Source organism: Spirosoma aerophilum, from assembly GCF_054782495.1.
Genome location: NZ_BAAGSJ010000004.1, coordinates 177,416 through 198,159, shown reverse-complemented (window position 1 = coordinate 198,159; position 20,744 = coordinate 177,416). Strand labels below are relative to the sequence as shown.

The 20,744-nt window shown below is 52.3% G+C and carries 13 protein-coding genes; 6 read left to right on the top strand and 7 right to left on the bottom strand.

The genetic code is table 11. The features are described 5' to 3' along the window. Positions 1–189 precede the first annotated feature (189 nt). The 5 genes from ACYVK4_RS02690 (at position 190) to ACYVK4_RS02670 (ending at position 2,838) form a co-directional block, all read left to right on the top strand. Complete coding sequence (locus ACYVK4_RS02690; RefSeq protein ID WP_461125945.1) at positions 190–333, top strand: transposase; 144 nt, start codon at positions 190–192, stop codon at positions 331–333. 51 nt (positions 334–384) lie between these two features. Then, positions 385–909, top strand: a complete 525-nt coding sequence (locus ACYVK4_RS02685; RefSeq protein WP_461125944.1) for a transposase — start codon at positions 385–387, stop codon at positions 907–909. A 301-nt stretch (positions 910–1,210) separates the two neighbouring features. Further along, the gene (locus ACYVK4_RS02680) at positions 1,211–1,561 is read left to right on the top strand and encodes a helix-turn-helix domain-containing protein (protein WP_461125943.1); all 351 of its coding nucleotides are present in this window, start codon (positions 1,211–1,213) and stop codon (positions 1,559–1,561) included. Further along, positions 1,551–2,282, top strand: coding sequence for an ImmA/IrrE family metallo-endopeptidase (locus ACYVK4_RS02675; protein ID WP_461125942.1), 732 nt, complete (start codon positions 1,551–1,553; stop codon positions 2,280–2,282). Before ACYVK4_RS02680 ends, ACYVK4_RS02675 begins: the two co-directional genes overlap by 11 nt. Positions 2,283–2,304: 22 nt before the next feature. Beyond that, positions 2,305–2,838: a hypothetical protein gene (locus tag ACYVK4_RS02670; RefSeq protein ID WP_461125941.1), complete on the top strand. Its 534-nt coding sequence runs from the start codon at positions 2,305–2,307 to the stop codon at positions 2,836–2,838. 12 nt (positions 2,839–2,850) lie between these two features. On the opposite strand, the gene ACYVK4_RS02665 is transcribed toward ACYVK4_RS02670, so the two are convergent. Beyond that, positions 2,851–5,274, bottom strand: coding sequence for an ABC transporter permease (locus tag ACYVK4_RS02665; RefSeq protein WP_461125940.1), 2,424 nt, complete (start codon positions 5,272–5,274; stop codon positions 2,851–2,853). A gap of 60 nt (positions 5,275–5,334) precedes the next feature. Here ACYVK4_RS02665 and ACYVK4_RS02660 point away from each other — a divergent pair, with 60 nt between their 5' ends. Continuing rightward, entirely contained in the window at positions 5,335–5,778 is a 444-nt protein-coding gene (locus ACYVK4_RS02660; RefSeq protein ID WP_461125939.1) for a hypothetical protein, read from the top strand. A gap of 81 nt (positions 5,779–5,859) precedes the next feature. Here ACYVK4_RS02660 and ACYVK4_RS02655 read toward each other — a convergent pair whose 3' ends face one another. The 6 genes from ACYVK4_RS02655 to ACYVK4_RS02630 all read right to left on the bottom strand — a co-directional run bounded on the left by ACYVK4_RS02655 (position 5,860) and on the right by ACYVK4_RS02630 (position 20,729). Then, the gene (locus tag ACYVK4_RS02655) at positions 5,860–8,283 is read right to left on the bottom strand and encodes an ABC transporter permease (protein WP_461125938.1); all 2,424 of its coding nucleotides are present in this window, start codon (positions 8,281–8,283) and stop codon (positions 5,860–5,862) included. 112 nt (positions 8,284–8,395) lie between these two features. Next, entirely contained in the window at positions 8,396–10,819 is a 2,424-nt protein-coding gene (locus tag ACYVK4_RS02650) for an ABC transporter permease (RefSeq protein ID WP_461125937.1), read from the bottom strand. Positions 10,820–11,302: 483 nt separating this feature from the next. Further along, positions 11,303–13,072: a S41 family peptidase gene (locus ACYVK4_RS02645; RefSeq protein WP_461125936.1), complete on the bottom strand. Its 1,770-nt coding sequence runs from the start codon at positions 13,070–13,072 to the stop codon at positions 11,303–11,305. Between the two features lie 111 nt (positions 13,073–13,183). Then, positions 13,184–15,610 (bottom strand): ABC transporter permease, encoded by a 2,427-nt coding sequence (locus ACYVK4_RS02640; RefSeq protein ID WP_461125935.1) that lies wholly within the window; start codon positions 15,608–15,610, stop codon positions 13,184–13,186. A 107-nt stretch (positions 15,611–15,717) separates the two neighbouring features. Further along, on the bottom strand, positions 15,718–18,168 hold the full coding sequence (locus tag ACYVK4_RS02635) for an ABC transporter permease (RefSeq protein ID WP_461125934.1): 2,451 nt from the start codon (positions 18,166–18,168) through the stop codon (positions 15,718–15,720). A gap of 89 nt (positions 18,169–18,257) precedes the next feature. Beyond that, positions 18,258–20,729, bottom strand: a complete 2,472-nt coding sequence (locus ACYVK4_RS02630) for an FtsX-like permease family protein (RefSeq protein ID WP_461125933.1) — start codon at positions 20,727–20,729, stop codon at positions 18,258–18,260. Positions 20,730–20,744: the final 15 nt, after the last annotated feature.

Here is a 20,744-nt window from a genome sequence, read left to right as displayed (position 1 = left end):
GCTTCTTAGAGTGTCAATGTTAGCTATCTATCTTTCTTATAAAAGCTATTTACTTCTTTCTTTAGAGCGTGTTGGGGAATTGAAAAGAGTTGAGAGTCGTGTCAACTTTGTATCGACCAAAATGCAAAGTGATGACCAAACAGTGGCAACCACTGACCGACCCTCAATGGGACGCAATTTCGCCTTTCTTTGACCGCTCCAGCGGCCTGGCTCAAACGCAAGCGAAAACATGAATTGCGCCAGATCATCAACGTTATTCTGTGGCTGCTGCGAACCGGTTGTCAATGGCGGAACCTGCCACCGCAATGGCCTAACTGGCAGGCGGTTTACTAGTACTTTGACCGCTGGAAGCAGGACGGCACCTTCGAACGAATCAACGCAGCCTTGAATCAATCAGACCGAAAACGAGTGGGTAAGGAAGCTCAGCCATCTGTTCTATGCATTGATGAACAAAGTGTTAAGTTAAATCCCATGATCTGCGAACACCGGGGTATGGACGTCAATAAACGCGTCAACGGGCGAAAACGAGAGTTCGTCGTGGATACCGACGGCCGCTTGTGGGTGGTCGATGTGCATGCGGCAAATGAAGCAGAAGGACCGGCGTCAATTTCTCTGATTGGGACAATCCTTTGGCGAGTTGGGGAACGACTGGAGAAGGTTTACGGCGATCAGGCTTACAATGGAGCTTTTGCCCAGGCATTAACCGAGTGGAGCATCGATTTCGAGAAGGCTTCGCGTCCCGAATCAACCCAAGGTTTTGTGCCTGTGGCCAAGCGATGGGTCGTTGAACGGAGCATTGCCTGGACGAATTTCTTCCGGCGCATCGTCAAAGATTACGAGTACACGCTATCTTCTTCGGTGAGTTGGCTGTATTTAGCAAACATTCAGATCATGCTACAACGCCTTTGACTGCTTCGCCAAATAAAATTCCCCAACACGTTCTAAGGGATAGTAAAGAAAAAATGACGACAGGAATTTGCTGAGGTAAAATAGGAAATCGAACGGCTTATACTGGGCTAAACTGTCTGTTACAGTAAAAGGAATATTAGCTCAATTTTTGTTAATTATGTAACAAGTATATATATTAGTTAGTTATCTTTTATGATTGACAAACAGAAGGTTATCCATAATTAAATTCCTTTTGTTGTGGATAATCTTCCTGAAAAATCGTACTTTTGTAACAATAATCTACCAACTCTCCATCCTACTTATGAACCTTACTGACGAAACGGTCGGCCAGAACATCCGCCAGTTTCGCGAGCGACTTGGCTTCACGCAGGCCAGCGTAGCTGACTTTCTCGGCATCAGCCGGGAGCAAATCAGCTACTATGAAACCAATGCCCGGCCCGTCTCGACCGACCACCTCCAGAAACTAGCCGACTTGTTCGGTATTGATGCCTACGACCTGCTTGAAGCCGATAGCGCTCAGCAGCAAATTAATGTAAACTTAGCTTTCCGGGCCACTGATCTCAATGCACAAGATCTGGCTAGCATTGCCCGGTTCCGGCGTGTAGTGAACAATTACCTCAAAATGCAACACGCCCTGACCAATGAAGCTTAAGAGCAATGGAACACAGCTTTCTCTGGAAAAACGTGCCAGCGCTTTCCGGCAAGCGTATGGCCTGAATGATCGGGAGCCCATTCGGCTCAAAAGTTTGCTACAGACCTTAAATGTGCAAACTCTGTTCAGTCCTTTGAGTGAGCAATTTTGTGGTATGGCCATCAAGTCGGGTGAAGACCGGTTTATGCTTGTCAATAGTAACCAGTCTCTGGGTCGGCAGCACTTCACCATCTGTCACGAACTTTATCACCTGTTTATTCAAAACAATTTTGCCTTTCAGGTATGTGTGCCGGGGCAGTTCGATTATAAAAATCCTGAAGAATATAAAGCCGACTGGTTTGCCGCTTATCTACTCATCCCGCGTGATGGCGTGTTGTCGCAAATCAATAATCTGGATGAGTTTGATTTAAATCAAATTCAGTTGCCTACTATCTTACGAATTGAGCAGTATTTCTCCTGTTCACGTCAGGCTCTACTAAGGCGTCTGGAAGACATGATGCTGATTGACCGAGCCTACGGAGAGCAGTTTAAGCAGGATGTGAAACGGTCGGCGACCCTGTTTGGCTTAACAACAGATTTGTATGAGTCGGGCAATGAAGGGCAGCATATCGGCGATTATGGCACCAAAGCTCGACAGCTATTTGATGCCGAAAAAATCTCTGAAAGCCACTACTTTTCCCTGCTGAAAGATATAGGCGTCGATATAAACGCTTTGCAATAATAGAAACGCCTATCCCTCCGTAATGAGTAAGCTAATTTTACTTGATGCCGATGTAGTATCCCACTTTATCTACGCTGGTGAGATTTTTTCGTTACCACAAATTTTTCGCCCGTTGCCTATACGCATTTTGGACAAGGTCTACGAGGAACTGGAGGCATGGCGTGAAAAGAAGATACAGGTAGATAATCTTGTCAATATGAAATTACTGGCGATTATGCCTTTCCCGGACGATAATCCTGCCATCGTCCGGGAGTTTTTGCATATCCAGAAGGTGATGTTCAAGGGTAAAGGCGAAAGTGCCTGTATGGCGGTCGTTCGGCATACAAACGATATTTTAGCCAGTAGTAATTTGAAAGACATCAAGCGTTACTGCGATATGCATAAAATTGTCTACCTCACAACCATGGACTTTTTGTGCCATGCCTTATCAACAGGCTTATTCGATGAAGATCGCTGTAATGCATTCATAAAGGCGGTTCGAAGCAAAGGGCAAAAGCTACCTGTCGAGTCAATGAGTGCTTTTGATTGCCGTGATCTATCAACTGTTGGGGCGTAGACGTCTCTTTCTCTACTCCGACCGCAACGATTTCACCGGATTCATCAACGCAGCTTTTACACTCTGAAAACTCACCGTCAGCAGCGCGACACTCACTACCGAGAGGCCAACCAGTACAAAGAGCCAACCGGTCAATTCCATGCGGTACACAAATGTATCGAGCCAGTTCCGGGCTGCATACCAGCCGATGGGCGTGGCGATTAAAAACGCGATCAGTACCAGCTTCAGGAAGTTGAGGGATAGTAGCCGGGCTACCTCCAGCGTGCTGGCCCCCAGTACTTTTCGGATGCCGATTTCCTTCGTGCGCTGTTCGATCATGAGCGATACCAGCCCAAACAGACCCAGTCCGGCAATGAGTACTGCCAGCAGGGCAGCATCGGTAACCAGTTCTTTCCAGCGGGCGTCGTCGGCGTAGCTTTCCAGTCGGTCGTCTTCCATAAAGTGGTAGCTGAACGGCTGGTAGGGTATCAATTTTCTGAACAGGCCCTCAATGGTTTGCAGCCCTGCCGATGTCTGGTTCGGGTTGAGTTTGACGTACAACTGATTCATCTGCTCGGGCTTACCCAGTTGCAGCAGAACGGGTTCGGGTTTATCGCGGAGGGAGCGGTACTGGTAATCGCGCACCACGCCTACCACCGTCAGGTCGTGCCGCACGTTGTTTTCCTCCCGTTGCACCACCTGGCCAATAGCGGGGCGGTCGGCCGAGAGAAACTGCTTCACGAAGGTTTCGTTGACCAGAACATTCGAGATGCTGTCAGCCGGGTTGACGTGGCTCAGGCTCCGACCTACCATAATCGGAATGTTCACGAAGGTCAGGTACTGATCGTCGATGTACTCGTTGCCCGCTTTGATGGGTTTGTTTTGACTATAAAACGTGCTGGATCGGTGCCCGCCCGATTTACGCGCCACAGCCTCGATGCCGGGTTGGCTTCGTAGCGCCTGCTTCACGAGTTCGCCCTGTCGTTCACGGCCCCAGGGAACATAAATCCGCACCCGATTGGCGCGTTCGTAGCCCACATTGGCGTTCTGGATGTAGTTGAATTGCCCATGCAACACCGCCGTTCCGATCAGCAACACAATAGCAATAACGAACTGTAGAATCAGCAGCGATTTGCCGACGTTGTTACGTCCCGCCAGTTGTACACGTCCATACAGTACCTGCGTTGGGTTGAAGCCCGACAGGATCAGGGCCGGATAAAAACCAGCCAGTAATGTAACGAGTACAACGAGGCCTGCAAACAGGCCAAGCGTTTGTGGAGTCAGCAGAAAACTGATCTGTAACGCTTTGTTGGCGAGGGTTGAAAACTGGGGCAACAGACTATACACAAGGAATATGGCCGGAACGAACGCCAGCAAAGTCAACAAAAAAGTTTCGCCGACAAACTGGCCAATGAGTTGCGCGCGGGTGCTGCCCGTTGCTTTTCGGATACCGATCTCCTTTGTCCGGCGTAACGACCGGGCCAGCGTCAGGTTGATGAAGTTGATACAGGCCAGCAGCAGAATCAGTCCGGCTATACCACTCAGCACATAGGAGTACACCGACGTGGAGCCCGGCATGAGTCCATTACTCAACTCGTAGCGGTCATTGAGGTGCATGTCGGTGAATGGTTGCAGGTGATAGACCGAGCTGAAAGACCCGTACTCACGCTCCATTTTAGCCAGTTGCTCACTGGCGTGCCGTTTGAATACGGACGTCATTTTCTGCTCAACCGCAGCCGGGTTGGCCGATGCTCCATTCCGGTCGGCGCGCAGCAGCACGAACGTGTTCAGAAAACCATCCGACCAATCGTTCTCATTCCAGTCGCTGCGGTTGGGCGGCAGCGATGCCACGAACGGACGCAGCACATCGAAGCGGATGCTCGAATTGATGGGGGGCGCTTTCACGACGCCCGTAATGCGGTAGTTCTCGAAACTTCCACCGGCGTCAATCGTCAACTGCCGGTTCAATACATCCGTTGTTCCGAAATACTTGAGGGCTATTTCGTCTGTGACCACCACATTACCGGGCTCACTCAGTAACGTTCGGGCATCGGTTCCCGCCAGTAGTTCGAAACTGAACAGCCGAAAGAACGACGTGTCGACGTACATGACCTGCTGGTAAATGCCTTCGTTTTTGTATCGGAACAGCATTTCAAAGCCCTTCACCCGGCAAAAGTCAGCTACTTCCGGAATCTCAGCCTGAAACGTTGGACCTTGCGGCAAGCCCGTAGCACCGGTCACGACTTCCTTACCTTCGGGGTTCTTTGTGTCCATCACCACCCGGTAAAGCTGGTCGCCCTGCGTATGAAAGCGATCGAATGACACTTCGTCCTGCACAAACAGCATGATGAACATGACGGCCGCCAGACCTGCACTCAGGCCAACGATATTGATCGTGCTGAGCGACCAGTTGCGGAGCAGATTCCGGATGGCGATTTTGAGGTAGTTCGTTAGCATGCTGGTCTATTCTTTTTAGTTATCTTTGACTTACTAGTTGTGTACAAAATCCAGCAAGTAATGAATTACTCTAGTCCGGCTCACCAAAAGTCCTTTTTCCACGACGATGGCGTAAATGCCCCACTTCTTCATCAGCAAATCATCTCTCGTCTGCATGTTGAACTAGGAATTCTTTACTACAAACAGCACAGTATTCCCTATGAGCCACTCCCCGAAACCATGCTCACGGAAGGCTACGGCAATCCGGTTCCCGACATTCTGCTCTATGACCATGAGGCTGAAAAAACCCGGGTCATTATTGAGGTTTGTCAGACGAGCGGGGAGAAGAGCGACCTTAGAAAAGTAATTCGGCTGATTGAAGACGAAGACTACGGCATTCTGGAAGGTTTCGTCTTCAATTACAAAACCCGAACATGGGTACGCTATGGCAAAGGCGACGGAAATATGGCGACCAATTCCTCATTCTCAACCGTATTGAATCTTGATTTAAGCCCCTTTGTCTGACCCTGGAAGAGTAAGCTATATATGTTTCTCCTTCATTCCTCTCCTCCCTTTTCTCCTTCCTCCCGCATCGGCGGCCCGGCCTTACTCCGTCTTCAAGGATTTCACCGGGTCCATCAGAGCAGCTTTGATGCTTTGGAAACTGATGGTCAGGAGGGCAATGGCCACCGCCAGCAGACCGGCCAGGGCAAAGACCCACCACTCCAGGTCAATACGGTAGGCGAAGTCCTGTAGCCATCGGTGCATGGCAAACCAGGCAACAGGCACGGCCAGACAGATAGCGATCAGCACCAGTTTCAGGAAATCTTTGGACAACAGCGCGATGATGCTGCCAACCGATGCACCCAGCACTTTCCGGACACCAATCTCCTTGGTACGCTGTTCGGCGGTGAACGCGGCCAGACCAAATAAGCCCAGACAGGCAATGACGATGGAGATAACGGCGAAAACCGTAAACAGCTGGCTCGTTTTCTGTTCAGCCTCATACAGAAACGCAAAGCGCTCATCCAAAAACGAATACGTGAAGGGTGCCGCCGGATTGAAAGCATCCCATTGTTTTCGGAACGACGCGATCACAGCTGCTGCATCGGTCGCTTTTATTTTGACGATGATCGCCCCGGAGTTACGCCCCAGAAGCATCATCAGGGGCGCTATTTTCTGCCGGGCCGATGCATAATGAAAATCTTTCACGACACCGATAATGGTGAATGCGTGTTGCCCCGACCGGACAATGGTTTTGCCAATGGGGCTGGTCTTGCCAAGTCCCAGGTCACGAGCTGCCGTTTCGTTGATGAGGACAGCGCTGGAATCGGTTGAAAATGCCTTTGAAAAGAAACGACCTTCTTTCAATTCCATACCCAGCGTTTTCAGGTAATCTTCATCGACATGGTAAATGTTGGCTGGAATTTCGGCATGGGCTTCTTTATCGTTCTCTCGTTTCGCGTAAATGATTGTTCCATCCATATTGCCCATACCAACCGGAATACTGGCGGATAGGGAGGCCTCCATGACACGACTGTCTTTCTGAAGCTGCTGCTTGAAAATCGGCTCATTTTGCCCCAGCATGTATGAGTCCTGGATAACCAGTACCTGGTCCTTATCGAAGCCAATCTTCTTGTTCTGCATGAAATGCAATTGCCGGTAGGTCACCAGGGTAGCCACGATCAACGCGCCGGAAACGGCAAACTGGAATACAACCAGCCCACTTCTCAAGTTGCTGCGTCGGCTGGTTTGTACGGCTGAGCCACCTTTTAGGACTGATGTGATTTTTGAGAAGGAGAGCAGAAAAGCGGGATAAGCGCCGGCCAGAATGCCCACGAAACCGCCAAACGCTAACAGGATAAGCGCGTTTTTGACCGAAAGGAAGGTGTTGAGCGAAATTTCTTTGCCCGCCAGCATGTTGAACGAAGGCAGGAGCAAGGCAACGGCGAAAACGGCCAGGATCAGCGCAAAAAAGGTCAGGAGCGTCGATTCGATCAGAAACTGCTTGATCAACTGCGTTTTGACCGAGCCCATGACTTTGCGAATACCAATCTCTTTGGATCGACTCGAAGCCCCCGCTGTCGATAAGTTGGTGAAGTTGACAATGGCCAGCAGCAGAATGAAAACCGCCAGAATACTGAATATGTAAACCGAGTTTATATCGCCGTTTGCCGCTAATTCATATTTCGATGCGGAGTGCAGATGGATGTCGGTCAGCGGCATGAGCGTAAACCGGAATGTATTAACCGATTTTTGGGCTTCGGCCAGACTAACGCCCATATCGCGCTGGATTTCCGGCACGACGTTTTTGGCAACGAGCTGAGGCAATTTAGCTTCCAGTTTGGTCGGATCAGCCTCTCTGTTCAGCACCACATAGGTATAAAACCCGACATTGCTCCAGGTGAACGACTTCGAAGGTAAATCGGCTGTGCTTAAAAAGGCGTCGAAATGAAAGTGGGTGTTGCCGGGTATTTTGTCAATAACGCCCGTTACCCTGCGTACTTCCTGCCCTTTCCCGAAGAGCAGGGCCTTGCCCATTGCCGGAGCTGTGCCAAAGTATTTTTGCGCAAAGGCTTTGGTGACCACGATAGAGCCCGGCTCTTTGAGGGCTGTTTTTAAGTTGCCCTCCAGCAACGGGATGGAGAAGATTTCCAGGAAGTTGGAATCGGCCATGGCAATGGCCTGCTCCTTAAACTGCTTGTCCTGATAGCGCATGAATACCTGCGCCCACGGCAACAGCCGGGTAGCCGCCTGCACATCGGCAAACGCAGCCTGAATACCCGGTCCCACGCCCCCATCGACATTGGAAAAATGGGTAACGCCCCCGTTCTCCGTTAATCGGAGTTCTACCCGGTAGATCTGGTTCGCCAGAGCCGCATAACGATCGTAACTCAGCTCATCGGTAACGAAAGCCGCAATCAGCATGCAGCAGGTCATACCCACGGCCAGTCCGACAATGTTGATGAAGGAGAACGCTTTCTTCTTCATCAGGTTCCGCCACGAAATTTTGATATAGTTTGTAAGCATAGGAGAGAAGGGGAGGAATAGAGGGAGGAAAAGGGGGAAAGGGAGGAGGGGAGGATGGGGTAGTAGGAAACCCCTCTCGTCCCTCTCCTCCCTTTATTCCCTTTCCTCCCTTTTATTCCGTTTTTAAACTTTTCACCGGATTCATCAACGCGGCTTTCACGCTTTGGAAACTGACCGTTAGTAAGGCGATGCCCACCGCCAGCACGCCCGCCAGCGCGAAGACCCACCAAGCCAGGTCGATCTTGTAGGCAAAGTCCTGCAGCCATTTGTCCATCACGTACCAGGCCACGGGAACGGCCAGCAGAATGGCAATCAGCACCAGCTTTAAGAAGTCTTTGGAGAGCAGGCCAACAATACTGACAACCGATGCCCCCAATACTTTTCGCACGCCAATCTCTTTGGTGCGCTGCTCGGCCGTGAAGGTGGCCAGTCCGAACAGGCCCAGGCAGGCGACGAAGATGGTGAGTCCGGCGAAAAGGCCAAGGATACGACCGGTTTTCTGTTCGGCGAGGTACGTATCGTTGAACCGTTTGTCCAGAAAGGAATAGGTAAACGGCGCATCCGAGGCAAGCCTCTTCCATTCGTTCTCCAGCGAAGTCAGCAGCCCGGCCACGTCTTTCGTTTTGGTCTTGACAATTATGGTTCCGTTATTTTGTCCGAGGGTCATTATCAGGGGAGAAATCGACTCGTGCAGCGAGCGAAAGTGGAAATCTTTCACGACACCAATCACCCGATACGTTTTCCTCAACCCATCGTTTTCAGCATGACCGATGGATTTCCCAACCGCATTACCCTGCCAGCCAAGTGTTTTGACGGCCGTCTCATTTAAAATTACGCCTGAGGAATCGGTGCCGTATTCTTTGGAGAAGTTTCGACCAGCGGCCATTTCCATGCCCAGTGTTGGGATGTACTCGTAATCAACATCGTACCGAAGGCCCTTTATAAACTGGTCAGGGTTGCTTTCCGCATACATCATGTAGTTATTGTTATTACTCGGCCCCGCTGGCAGATAGCCCGACATACTCACCCGCATAACCCGAGGGTCCTGCATGATCTGGTTGCGGAAAACTTCTTCTTTTTTTGCCAGTTGCCATGTATCGGGTAGTACCAGCACCTGCTCTTTTGAGTAGCCCAGCTTCTTATTCTGTATGTAACTCAGCTGCCGGTAAACAACGGTGGTGCCAATCATCAGGATGATCGAAATGGAAAACTGAACCACAACCAGGCCGCTGCGTAAGCCAATACTTTTCCGGTCGCCCGTGAACTTCGTGCCTTTCAGCACGGCGATGGGTTTGAACGACGACAGAAAGAACGCCGGATAGCTTCCGGCCAGCATCGACACCAATGCGCCCAGCAGCAGCAGGCTCGGTAACAGCCAGACAGACTCGCCAAGGTTCAGTGTCAGTGTTTTGCCGGCAAGGTCATTGAAAAGGGGCAAGGCCATGTAAACGATGCCGATAGCCAGCACCAGCGCTATCATGGTCAGCAACAGCGATTCGATCAGAAACTGATTCGCCAGACTTTGCCGGACAGACCCCAGTACTTTCCGAATACCCACTTCTTTGGCCCGTTTCGAGGCTCCGGCCGTAGACAGGTTCATGAAATTGATGCAGGCAATCAGCAGCATAAACAGGGCAATGGCTCCGAAGATGTACACGTATTGAACATCACCGTTGGCTTCCATTTCTCCGGTCAGATTCGAGTGCAGATGAATGTCGGTCAAGGGCTGTAGCAAAAAAGCAATGTCGTTTCCTTTTTGTCGAAACTGGGTCATGTTCATGCCAAACGCCTTCTGGATTTGCGGCCCCATGTATTTACTGACCATTTGGGGGAGTTTGGCTTCCAGTTGTTTTGGATTATACCCTTTGTTAAGAACCAGATAGGTAAAGAAGCCCGACGTCATCCACGTAGGCGATTTTGCATCCGAAACGCCTGCCATCGACATAAACATGTCGAAATGGAAGTGCGAGTTAACCGGCATTTTGCCCATGACGCCGGTAACCTTGAACAGGGCGTTCCAGCTTTTGATCGTTACGAACTTGCCCAGTGAATTGTCATTGCCAAAATACTTGCGGGCCATCTCCTGGGTAATTACAGCCGTATTGGGCTGAATCAGCGCTGTTTTCGCATCGCCCTGGATGAGGGGAAGTGTGAACACCTGCAGGAAATTAGAGTCGACATACGCCAGCTGATCATCCCGAAATGATTTGTCGCCAACGGTAATGCCCGGCGCGCCGACGGTATGAATTCGGGTGGCTTCGTCAACTTCCGGATAATCCGCTTTCAACATCTGTGCAACGGGGGGCATGACATTCGCTTCGTTAATCTCTCCGCCGTTCATAACGGCGTGAAAGACAACCCGCACGATCCGGTCGGCCTTGTCATTGTATCGGTCGTAGCTCAGTTCATCGAGCACAAACAGCATGATGAGCAGGCAGGTCGCCAGCCCCAGCGCTAACCCGACGATGTTAATGGCCGAGAACGCCCGGTTGCGAGCCAGATTCCGCCAGGCAATTTTTACGTAGGATTGAAGCATGTGCGTCGAAGGGATACGAAAAGAGAGTAGTTATTAAATCGAGTTGCTGGGTGATTTTGTACAACGGAGTACCACCGCTCGGGCGGCCCCGTCCGTTGTACAAAATCACCCAGTAACTGTTAGACAACTGTCATGCCACGACTATAAAAGGCCGTCTAGGGCCTGTAGAGCCCTCTCTTGCCAAGCATCTCTGTCCGAAATTGGACAACGCCCGTCCGAAATTGTACGGGTTGTGGACTCGGTAAACAGTTGCATATTAGTATTATTATAGATGGCTCCTTAGTCTACATAAGCCAAACATATTCAACCAATCTGGTAAGTCAAAAAAGATTTCACCACAGAGACGGTCCGCCGTTGCGGCACAGAGTACACAGAGGTCTAATGGGTTACTTTCTTCCCCGTTAGACCTCTGTGTACTCTGTGCCGCAACGGCGGACCGTCTCTGTGGTGAAATCATTTAAACACTTTTGCGATTATTTTTCGCTACCTGGCGGCTCCCTTGCCCTTTTTGCTTTTTACAGCTGTTCCGCTCACGCCCAGATGCGCTAGTGCCGCTTCCAGAACGGTATCCCGACCGGCTTTCCAGTCGGCAACCGTTGGCTTGACCAGCACCTGTGGCTGAATACCTTTGGCGTTCCATTCGGTGCCGTCGGGATACATGTCCCGTTTGGTACACACGCGGGCCGTCACGCCACCGGGCAGCGCAAAGAATAGCGGCTGACCGGTGCTGCCGCCCGTTGGTTCGCCAATGATGGTGCCCCGTTTCATGGCGTCGAAAACGACAGCAAAGTCTTCGGCTGCGGAGAACGTCTGTCCGCTGGTGAGCACCACCACGGGTTTGGTATATAATTTCTTGCCATTGGCAGGCCAGCCGGAATCGTCGGTTTGGACGGGTTCAAAAACCACACCTTCGCCCCTGGCCCGGCGGAGGGGACTGTAAAGTCTTGCCGAATACGAGCCCGTTTTCATGGGTTTGTCGGTCAGGTAACCGAGTACATTCCAGCCGTAACCGCTGTCGCCCCCACCATTTTGCCGAATATCCAGGATAAGGGCGTTGCTGGTGGCGATGGAGTCGAATGCGGCCTTGAAGCCATCCAGCGCCTTGCTGTTGTCGAAGCTGTTGAGCTGCACATAGGCCACATTGCCCGGTAACAGGCGGAAACTGAAATCGGGCAGGGCTTTTAATTTGCTGTACCCGGTTCGGGGCAATGTGCGGCTGAAGGTCTTACCATCCGGCGAACGGAAACCAACCGTAACGGGCTTGTTTTTGGCCCCCCGCAGCAGGTTGTAAATGTAGGTCTGTACATCCACGTTCTGTACCGTCGAGCCGCTTTGGTAAGGACGCACAAAGCGGTCGGCGTAGTCTTTTACGGGCATGCCATCGACTGTCATTATTTCAAGGCCGGGGCGAATGCCGGTCTGGTACAGACTGTCGCTGGTCACATCCTGCACCATCACCTTGTCCTCAATCAGCACCCCCCAGATGGGTGGTCGGCGGGCAACGGAATCGGCCAATGCCGGGTCACTGATCCCTACGTCGGTATGGCCATCATGCAGCTGTGCACAGAACTCTTTGAGCGTGCGGTAATACTCAACCGTCGAGCGGGTAGCCCGGATTTTGGGCAGGTAGTCGAGGTAGAGTTTATCCCAGTCGACATCAGGGATATGATCGAAATACGCGAAGTTATACTTGGCTTCCGACCATAGTTTCGACAGCCCGGCCACTTTCTCATCTTCACCAATGTTAGGTTGATACGGTGTTTTCAGCGCAGAGGAGTTGAAAATCTGGTCCGCCACTTTCGCTTTCGTCAGCAAGCGGGCAACTTCCGGCGTACTGCGAACAGCGGCAAAGGCGGGTTCATCGAGAATGTATTTGGCGTATAAAGGGGCACTATTTCCCGCCAGTGGATAACTCAGCGACTTCGCGGCTTCGGCAGTTTTGCCCATCCTGGCCTGAATCAGCCCCAGATCAAAGGAGATATCGCCTTTGCGTGCAAAGAGGTATTTATTCGTTTTGGCCAGTTCGACAATATCGGGACGGTGGTAGTATACCAGCGCATCGAGTAATACTTTTTCAGCTTTTGCCAGACTGTCTGGCGAAGGTTTAGCGCCCTCACCAACGATTTTGTCGGCCTTTTGTCGCTCGCCTTGTAAATAGTTATAAGCCTCCATACTGGTCAATGCCGCCTGGGCCTGAACGGGATTATGACCGGCTATGAACAGGAATAAAAGACCGAGAAGGACGTGTCTCATAAGATGCGTTGTTTTCGATCATAAGATGCAATAAAACAGGCATCCGGTTGCTTTTCGAGGGAAAAATTTAATGATCAGGTTCATTGTAGAGACAACGCATGCTTTTCGTCTCTATTCCGACCGCAACGATTTCACCGGGTTCATCAGGGCCGCTTTTACACTCTGGAAACTCACGGTAGCCAGCGCAATAAAGATGGCCGACAGGCCAACGCCAACAAATACCCACGGACTGATGTCGATGCGGTACGAGTAGTTGTTCAGCCATTGTTGCATGCCAAACCACGACAGCGGCACCGCAATGCACAGCGCAATCAGCACCAGTTTGACAAAGCCACAGGAGAGCATCAGGACAATGCCGGGAATGCTGGCCCCCATTACTTTCCGGATACCAATTTCTTTGGTTCGCTGCTCGACCATAAGCAGGGCAATGGCAAATAAACCAATGCACGACAGCAGAATAGCCACGCCCGATGCCAGACTCAATACCTGCGAAAGCTGTTCTTCATTCTGATACCAGGCATCGACGTTCTCGTCCAGAAACGAACCCATGAACTCCGACTGGGGCGCTACTTCAGCCCACACGTTCTGAAGTTTCTCCATGGCACCACCCAGACTTTGCGGGGCTACCCGGACAAAAACGTAGTGAATCGGTTCGGTGGCCGACAGGTACATGGTAATTGGGTTGGCGTTGTCGGCCACGGAGTACAGCCGAAAATCGGGTACGACGCCGATGATCTGGGATTTGGTGCCCGTTGTGTCGCCATCATCGCCGAGCAACATACCCACCGGGTTGGCTACGCCCATCATTTTGGCCATGCTCTGCGTAACGATCACCCGATTGACCGAATCGCTGGCGTAGGCCCGGTTAAAATCGCGTCCGGCCAACAGCTTTATTTTAAGCGTCTTGAGATAGTCATAATCGATCATCAAAACGTCGGTGGAGATTTTCTTCCCCTTGTTCGTGTACCCAACCGTCGATCGCGAACTTACCCGATCTTTGCCTTTACCCAAATTGACGCTGGTTCCTGTCAGGGCCAACACGGTTGGGTCATTGGCCAGTTTATTTCGTAGCCGCTGCAACACCTGCCGACCGTCTACCTGCGTACCCACCGGGATGCTGATCACCTGCTCCTTGTCGAAACCGAGCGGACTTTGGCGGAGATGACCCACTTGCTGGAAGGCAATAACGGTGCAGCAAACCAATAGGCAGGAGAGGGTAAACTGGGTGATAATAAGCGCATTCCGCAGCACGCCCGGCCGCTTAGTCGTCACTTTGCCCTTGAGCACTTCGACTGTATTGAACTTGGCCATTTGCCAGGCCGGATACCCGCCCACCACCAGCGTAACCAGCGCAATAACGAACCCGCAGAGGGCGATAAATCCGGGCTGGAGTGCGTAGGCCAGTTGGAGTTTCGCCCCAAACTGAGCGTTAAAGGCGGGCATGAGCAGGTAAGCCAGCACCGATCCCGCCAGAAAACCCGCGACGCAGATCAAGCCCGATTCACTCCAGATCTGGACAAACAAACTACTTTTAAGGGCGCCCAGCGATTTGCGAACGCCAATCTCCCGAGCCCGGGTAAAAGACCGGGCAATACTCAGGTTAATGAAGTTGATGCAGGCAATGGCCAGAATAAAAAAGGCCATGCCCATCAGCACGTAAATCACCGCAATGGGTGTGCCTTTGCTGTCGCTCAAATCCCGGTTGAAATGGACGTTGGCGAGTTTTTGTAAGCGTACGGCAAACAGATCACCACGTGCGTCGGGCTGGGCCTTTTTCTTCTTAAGCTCCTCGATAGCGCCTTGATAATACTTCTGCGCAAAGGGTTTCAGCCGGTCTTCAAACGCTGCCTGATCGACCTGAGCCGGTAATTTGACGAATACCGTATGTGAATTGGCATCCCACTTATCTTTGCTGTCCTGGTAATTCGGGGCGTTTTCAATACGCGCCAGCGCATCGAACCGAACCGACGAGTTATCGGGCACATCGGCCACAACGCCCGTCACGACATAGTCTTTCTGACGGCCATCGTTGCCCATCCGCAGGCGCTTTCCTACCGGGTTTGTCGTGCCAAACAGGTCTTTCGCCATGTTCTCACTGATGACGATGCTGCTCAACTCACGCAGAACCGTTGCCCGATTGCCAGCAAGGAGTGGGAAGGAGAAGATGTTCAGGAACGCTGGGTCCGTGAAGTTGATCAGTTTATCATAATACTTGCCGTTGGCTTCGACCAGACTCTTCCGACCGACCATGACGCGGGTGGCTTCCAGTTCAGGAAAATCGGCGTGGAGGGCGGGAGCAAGCGGCAGTGGTAAACTTCCGCTTTTCGTGGGCTTTTCGGGGTCATTGGCGAAGAGGTACGCCTGGAAAATCCGGTCGCCATCCTGGTGGAAGGAGTCGAACGTGAGGTGCAGATAGGCCGTCAGCAGTAGAAAGGTGCTGATGCAGAAGGCGACTCCCAGACCCACAACATTAATAGTGGCATACCCCCGGTTTCTCCAGAGGTTACGGAAAGCGATTTTGAGGTAGTTGGTTAGCATAGAATAGAGGGAGGAGAGGGGGTAGAGGGAGGAAGGAGGAGAGGGAATCGGGAGAGATAGCCAGCTGACTCTTTTTCCCCTTTCTCCCTCTACTCCCTTTCCTCCCTCTACTCCGTTTTTAAACTTTTCACCGGGTTCATCAGGGCGGCTTTGATGCTCTGGAAACTCACCGTCAACAGCGCAATGCTCACCGCCAGTAGGCCCGCCAGGGCGAACATCCACCATTCAATGTCGATCTTATAGATGAATTTTTGCAGCCATTTGTCCATAATATACCAGGCCACCGGCGAACTCAGCACCAGGGCGATCAGGACCAGCTTAACAAAATCGAAGGAGAACAGGCCAAAAATATGGGCTGTCGATGCACCCAGTACTTTTCGGACCCCCACTTCCTTGGTGCGGGTTTCGGCCATGAACGCCACCACGCCGTAGAGACCCAGGCAGCCGATAAACAGGGCAATGCCCGCCAGTAACTGGAACAGCGAATACATCTGTTCTTCACTCTTGTAGAAGTTGGCGAGCGTTTCGTCCAGAAATTCATAGCTGAAAACAAACTCCGGGAAGGTGGCTGTCCAGGCCGTTTCGACTTGTTTCAGCAGTTGGCTGAGGCCTTCGGTGCCACCCTGCCGGGTCGATAGTTTGAGGGCGATGGTACGATAGTTGCCCCGCTGGGTGGTCAGGACGCTTGGCTCAACGCGTTCCCGCAGCGAAAACATGTTGAAATCCTTCACCACGCCCACGATGGGTTTCTTCACGCTCTCGCCCGCCACCGTCATGAGTTTGCCAAGCACCTGCTCGGGCTTCTGAAAGCCCAGCCGTTTCATGAACGTTTCGTTGATGACCAGTTCGCGGATGGAGTCGGCGGGCTGGTACAGGCGTCCGGCAATGAGTTTCAGTCCGTAGGTGCGTACATAGGCCGTATCGCCGGGGCGCATCAGAATGCCATAGCCAGGGTCTTTGTCGTCGTTGCCGTATCGGAAACCCGTTGTCCAGTTGCTGGTCGAGGAAGGGCTGGTCATGCCAAAGCTAATCGACTGAATACCCGGCAGACCCGTGAGCCTAGCCCGTAAATTGGCAATTGGCCCCGGATCGTTGTCGGGCAAAGGCAGCGTCAGGACGGCGTCTTTATTGTACCCCAGATCGGCCGAGCGAAAGAAGCTCATCTGGTTATAGGCGATAATAGTGCCGATGATCAGTAGCTGGGAAATGGCAAACTGCCCCACAATCAGCCCGCGCCGAAGCGTCAGATAACGCCCCGTCCCCGTTTCTCGAACCTTCCCTTTCAGAGCCAGAATGGGTTGGTAACCCGACAATACCAGTGCCGGATAAAAACCTGCCAGCACAGTTGTTAGTACACCCAATACCAGTAAGAATCCAAGTACAATCGGGCTAAAGAGGGTTACGGCTCCCGGCTTGATGTTGAGCAGGTCACCTACATAAGGTAACGAAACCTGGGCGACCAACAGCGCCAGCACAACCGCCACGCCGGTCAGCACACTGGTTTCGCCCAGAAACTGCCGCACCAGTTGACTGCGCGTACTCCCCAGCACTTTCCGAACGCCCACTTCTCTGGACCGGCGAATGGCCTGTGCCGTAGCCAGATTGATGAAGTTGACGCAGGCCGTTCCCAGAATGAAGAGGCCAATGAGCACCATCGCCCAGATCATTTCCATGCTGATGCTCCGCTGTGCGTAATTCGAGATATTGGTCGCGAAATGAATGCTGGTCAGCGGTTGTAGAATGTAGGCCAACGTTTTGGCATCCTCGGGATCGTGGTATTTATTGACAAAGCCCACCAACTGACGCTCCATCCGGGCCGCCGGTGTTTCTGCGCCGGGGGTAGGTGGGGGCAGCATTAAGTAAATCTGGGCTCCCCCATAGGATGATTTCCAGTCGTCGGGGGGCGAGGTGCTGCCATAGGCCAGTACGGACGCGTGCGACAGGAACACATCGAACGGCAGGCTGCTCGTAGGCAGTGGGTCCGCAATAATACCCGTTACTGCGAAGTCCATCCGGTTTTCCAGCCGAATGGTTTTGCCCATCGGGTTGGTATCGCCGAAGTACTTATGAGCCATCCGCTCCGACAGCACCACCGTATTCGGGTTAGTAAGCGCCGTTTGCGGACTGCCTTTTTTCCAGGTATAATCGAAGAGGGTAAAATACTCCGGTTCGGCAAAAGCGATGACGCCATCCGTTTCCTGAAAACGTTTGGTATCGGCATTGGCTTTACCTGGTACGGCAACCACCGCCGATTTTATCCGGGTAACCAGGGTAAGCTGGTGTTTCAGTTCCGGGAAGTCGTTCCGGAGTGCAGCCAGTGCCGGAAACGTGATGCCCGTGTTCAGCTTGCCATTAGGGTCCGTTTTGTTGGCGCCGAGCATGCGGTAAATCCGGTCGGCGTTGGCATTGTGTTTGTCGAAGCTGAGTTCGTAGCGCACGGCCACAAATAGCAGCAGACAGCAGGCCAGACCCAGTGTCAGACCGAGTACATTGATGGTGGAGTAACTCCAGTTGCGCTTTAGTGCGCGCAGGGCGGTTGTGAGATAGCTTTTTAACATAAGTAGTTAGGAGTTAGGAGCGAGGAGCGAGGAGTTGCTGACGCGTGTTGTGCCGCCGGATGGCTCCTCACTCCTCACTCCTAATCGTGTCATTCCGACCGCAAAGATTTCACCGGGTTCATCAGGGCGGTGGCGATGGTTTTACTGCTAATGGATATGAGCACCAGCATCAGGATCAACAGGGCGGGGGCCGCAAAAAGCCACCAGCTCAGTTCGATGCGGGACGCGTAATTGGCCAGCCAGTTTTTGACCAGAAAATAGGTAACAGGCAGGCCAATCAGGATGGAGATCAGGACCGTTCGGATAAACTCTTTCGAGAGCAAAAGCATCAGGTTGGTCGTACTGGCACCAATGACTTTACGAATGCCGATTTCCTTCGTTCGTTTGGAAACGGTAAACGTGGCCAGACCGAACAGCCCCAGGCAGGAGATCAGAATGGCGAAGCCCGTTAACGCACCAAACACCTGCTGAAAGCGGTCGTCGGCTTTGTACTGCTTGTCGTATTCCGCGTCCATGAAGAAATAACTGAACGGTGAATAGGGGAAATTGGCCTCGTAGATTCGCTTGAGGGTAGCGAGCTGCTCTTTCGCATTGCTCCGGGCTGGATGGCCCCCGGCTGGATGGCTCCGGGCTGGATTGCCCCCGGCAAATTTCACGCTGGCGAACGAGCTGAAATCGGGCGAGTACAGATGGATGATCGGGATATGGGCCGCCTTGGGCGATTCGTAATGGTAGTTTTTGATAACGCCCCGAATCGTGGCCTTGTGTCCCCAAAAGTCAATACGCCTGCCGATAGCTTGGGCCGGTGTCGGGATTTCCCAAAGCCGGATCGCTTCTTCATTGACAATCAATTGCCGATCGGTTGTGTCGGCAAAGCCTGGCCGGGTGGTGGCATCAAAGTTTTTACCCGCCAGCAATTTGATGCCCATCAGGTCGATAAACGAGGTGTCGATGCGGGTCAGGTAAAAGTTGTAATACGTTTTTTTGACGGCATCGGCCAGGTTTAGGCCCGTTGTTGTTCCCATCTGGGCCGAACCCAGACCGGGTACGGTGCCGGACAGTGAGACTGCGTTTACCTGTGCCTGATCGAGCAGCATTTGGCGGAACCGACCGTAATCTTTCCGGGCATTCTCCCCCACCGGAGCTTTCACTACGATGGTATGATCCAGATTAACACCCAGATTCTGATCACGCAGGAAATTGACCTGCTGGTAAACGGCGAACGTTTGCACCAGTAGAATGAGGGTGATGGCAAACTGAAAAACCACCAGCGACTTGCGCAGGAAAACCCCTTTCGTAGAATGCGAGAAATGGCCCTTGAGAACAGTGATCGGATCAAACGACGACAGGACAAAAGCCGGATAAAACCCCGACAGCACAATGCTCAGCAGCAGAAACGCCCCGACGCTTTCCCAGAAAAATACGTCCTGAAATACGTTGAAGCCGTCGGGCAAACCTGCCACCTCCACGAATATCGGGCGAAGGCCCGCGACCAACCCCACCGCCAGGGCTCCGGCAACGATATTGACCAGAATCGTTTCGGTGAAAATCTGGGTTCGTATCTGGGCCTGCGTAGACCCTACCACTTTTCGCATGCCAATTTCCCGCGCCCGGTCGAGGGCTTTGGCCGTGGTTAGGTTCACATAGTTGACGAAGGCGCTCAGGAGCACCAGAAACGCAACGCCCAGCAGAAAATACACCGACCGCGCGTCGCCATTCGGTTCTGTTTCAAAGTTCTTACGGGAGTACAGATGAATGTCGCCAATCGGCTGGGCGATCACCTGCTCGTTGTGTATTTTTCGTTCGCTGATCATCCGGTCACTGAAGGCTGCCAGCGCTTTAGTAAACCCTTCATACGTAGCGTTTTCGGCCAACTGGACATACGTATACGTGTTGTTGTTGTTCCAGTTGTCTTCCCGCTCGCCAAAGTCCGACAGCATGGTCGGGTAGGAGAGAAGCATGTCGAATTTCAGGTGCGTGTTGACCGGGCTGTCCGGCACAACGCCCACAACTTCCAGCAGAACGCTACCTGCCGACTTGGGAATTTTCATGGTTTTACCCAGTACATCGAGCGTTTTAAAGTAGGTCAACGCCATTGTTTCGGTCAGCACAACCTGCCGGGGCCGGGTAAAAAGGCCGTTGCGACTTCCCCGCAGCAGTGGATAGTCGAACATGGTAAAAAAGGACGCATCGACCGCGTAGACGTTGTCGACCAGGTAATAGGCATCGCCAATCTGCACTGTCACGTTGGGTCTGCGTAAGGGATAAGCGCGGGCGTAAGTAACGACCTCGCTCATTTCCCGTTTGGCTTTGGCACCAATGGGGGGATAGGTTTCGGCATCCTGTGCGTCTACGGCACCCCCGTTCAGGTAGTCGATGGTGAGCCGCACCAGCCGGTTTGCCTGCGGGTAGGTGTTCTCATAGCTCAACTCAAACCGCACATACTGGATAATGAGCAAGGCTACCGCCAAACCCGTTGCCAGCCCCACCACGTTGATGAGCGTGAAGGTGGAATCTTTCCGGACGATTCGCAGGGCGATTTTGATGTAGTTTGTTAGCATAACAAGGGGGTAAAG

Excerpts from the sequence above, each read along its gene's own strand:
- ACYVK4_RS02680 (WP_461125943.1), top strand. The coding sequence starts at position 1,211 with ATGAACCTTACTGACGAAACGGTCGGCCAGAACATCCGCCAGTTTCGC.
- ACYVK4_RS02675 (WP_461125942.1), top strand. The coding sequence starts at position 1,551 with ATGAAGCTTAAGAGCAATGGAACACAGCTTTCTCTGGAAAAACGTGCC.
- ACYVK4_RS02670 (WP_461125941.1), top strand. The coding sequence starts at position 2,305 with ATGAGTAAGCTAATTTTACTTGATGCCGATGTAGTATCCCACTTTATC.
- ACYVK4_RS02665 (WP_461125940.1), bottom strand. The coding sequence starts at position 5,274 with ATGCTAACGAACTACCTCAAAATCGCCATCCGGAATCTGCTCCGCAAC.
- ACYVK4_RS02660 (WP_461125939.1), top strand. The coding sequence starts at position 5,335 with ATGAATTACTCTAGTCCGGCTCACCAAAAGTCCTTTTTCCACGACGAT.
- ACYVK4_RS02655 (WP_461125938.1), bottom strand. The coding sequence starts at position 8,283 with ATGCTTACAAACTATATCAAAATTTCGTGGCGGAACCTGATGAAGAAG.
- ACYVK4_RS02650 (WP_461125937.1), bottom strand. The coding sequence starts at position 10,819 with ATGCTTCAATCCTACGTAAAAATTGCCTGGCGGAATCTGGCTCGCAAC.
- ACYVK4_RS02645 (WP_461125936.1), bottom strand. The coding sequence starts at position 13,072 with ATGAGACACGTCCTTCTCGGTCTTTTATTCCTGTTCATAGCCGGTCAT.
- ACYVK4_RS02640 (WP_461125935.1), bottom strand. The coding sequence starts at position 15,610 with ATGCTAACCAACTACCTCAAAATCGCTTTCCGTAACCTCTGGAGAAAC.
- ACYVK4_RS02635 (WP_461125934.1), bottom strand. The coding sequence starts at position 18,168 with ATGTTAAAAAGCTATCTCACAACCGCCCTGCGCGCACTAAAGCGCAAC.
- ACYVK4_RS02630 (WP_461125933.1), bottom strand. The coding sequence starts at position 20,729 with ATGCTAACAAACTACATCAAAATCGCCCTGCGAATCGTCCGGAAAGAT.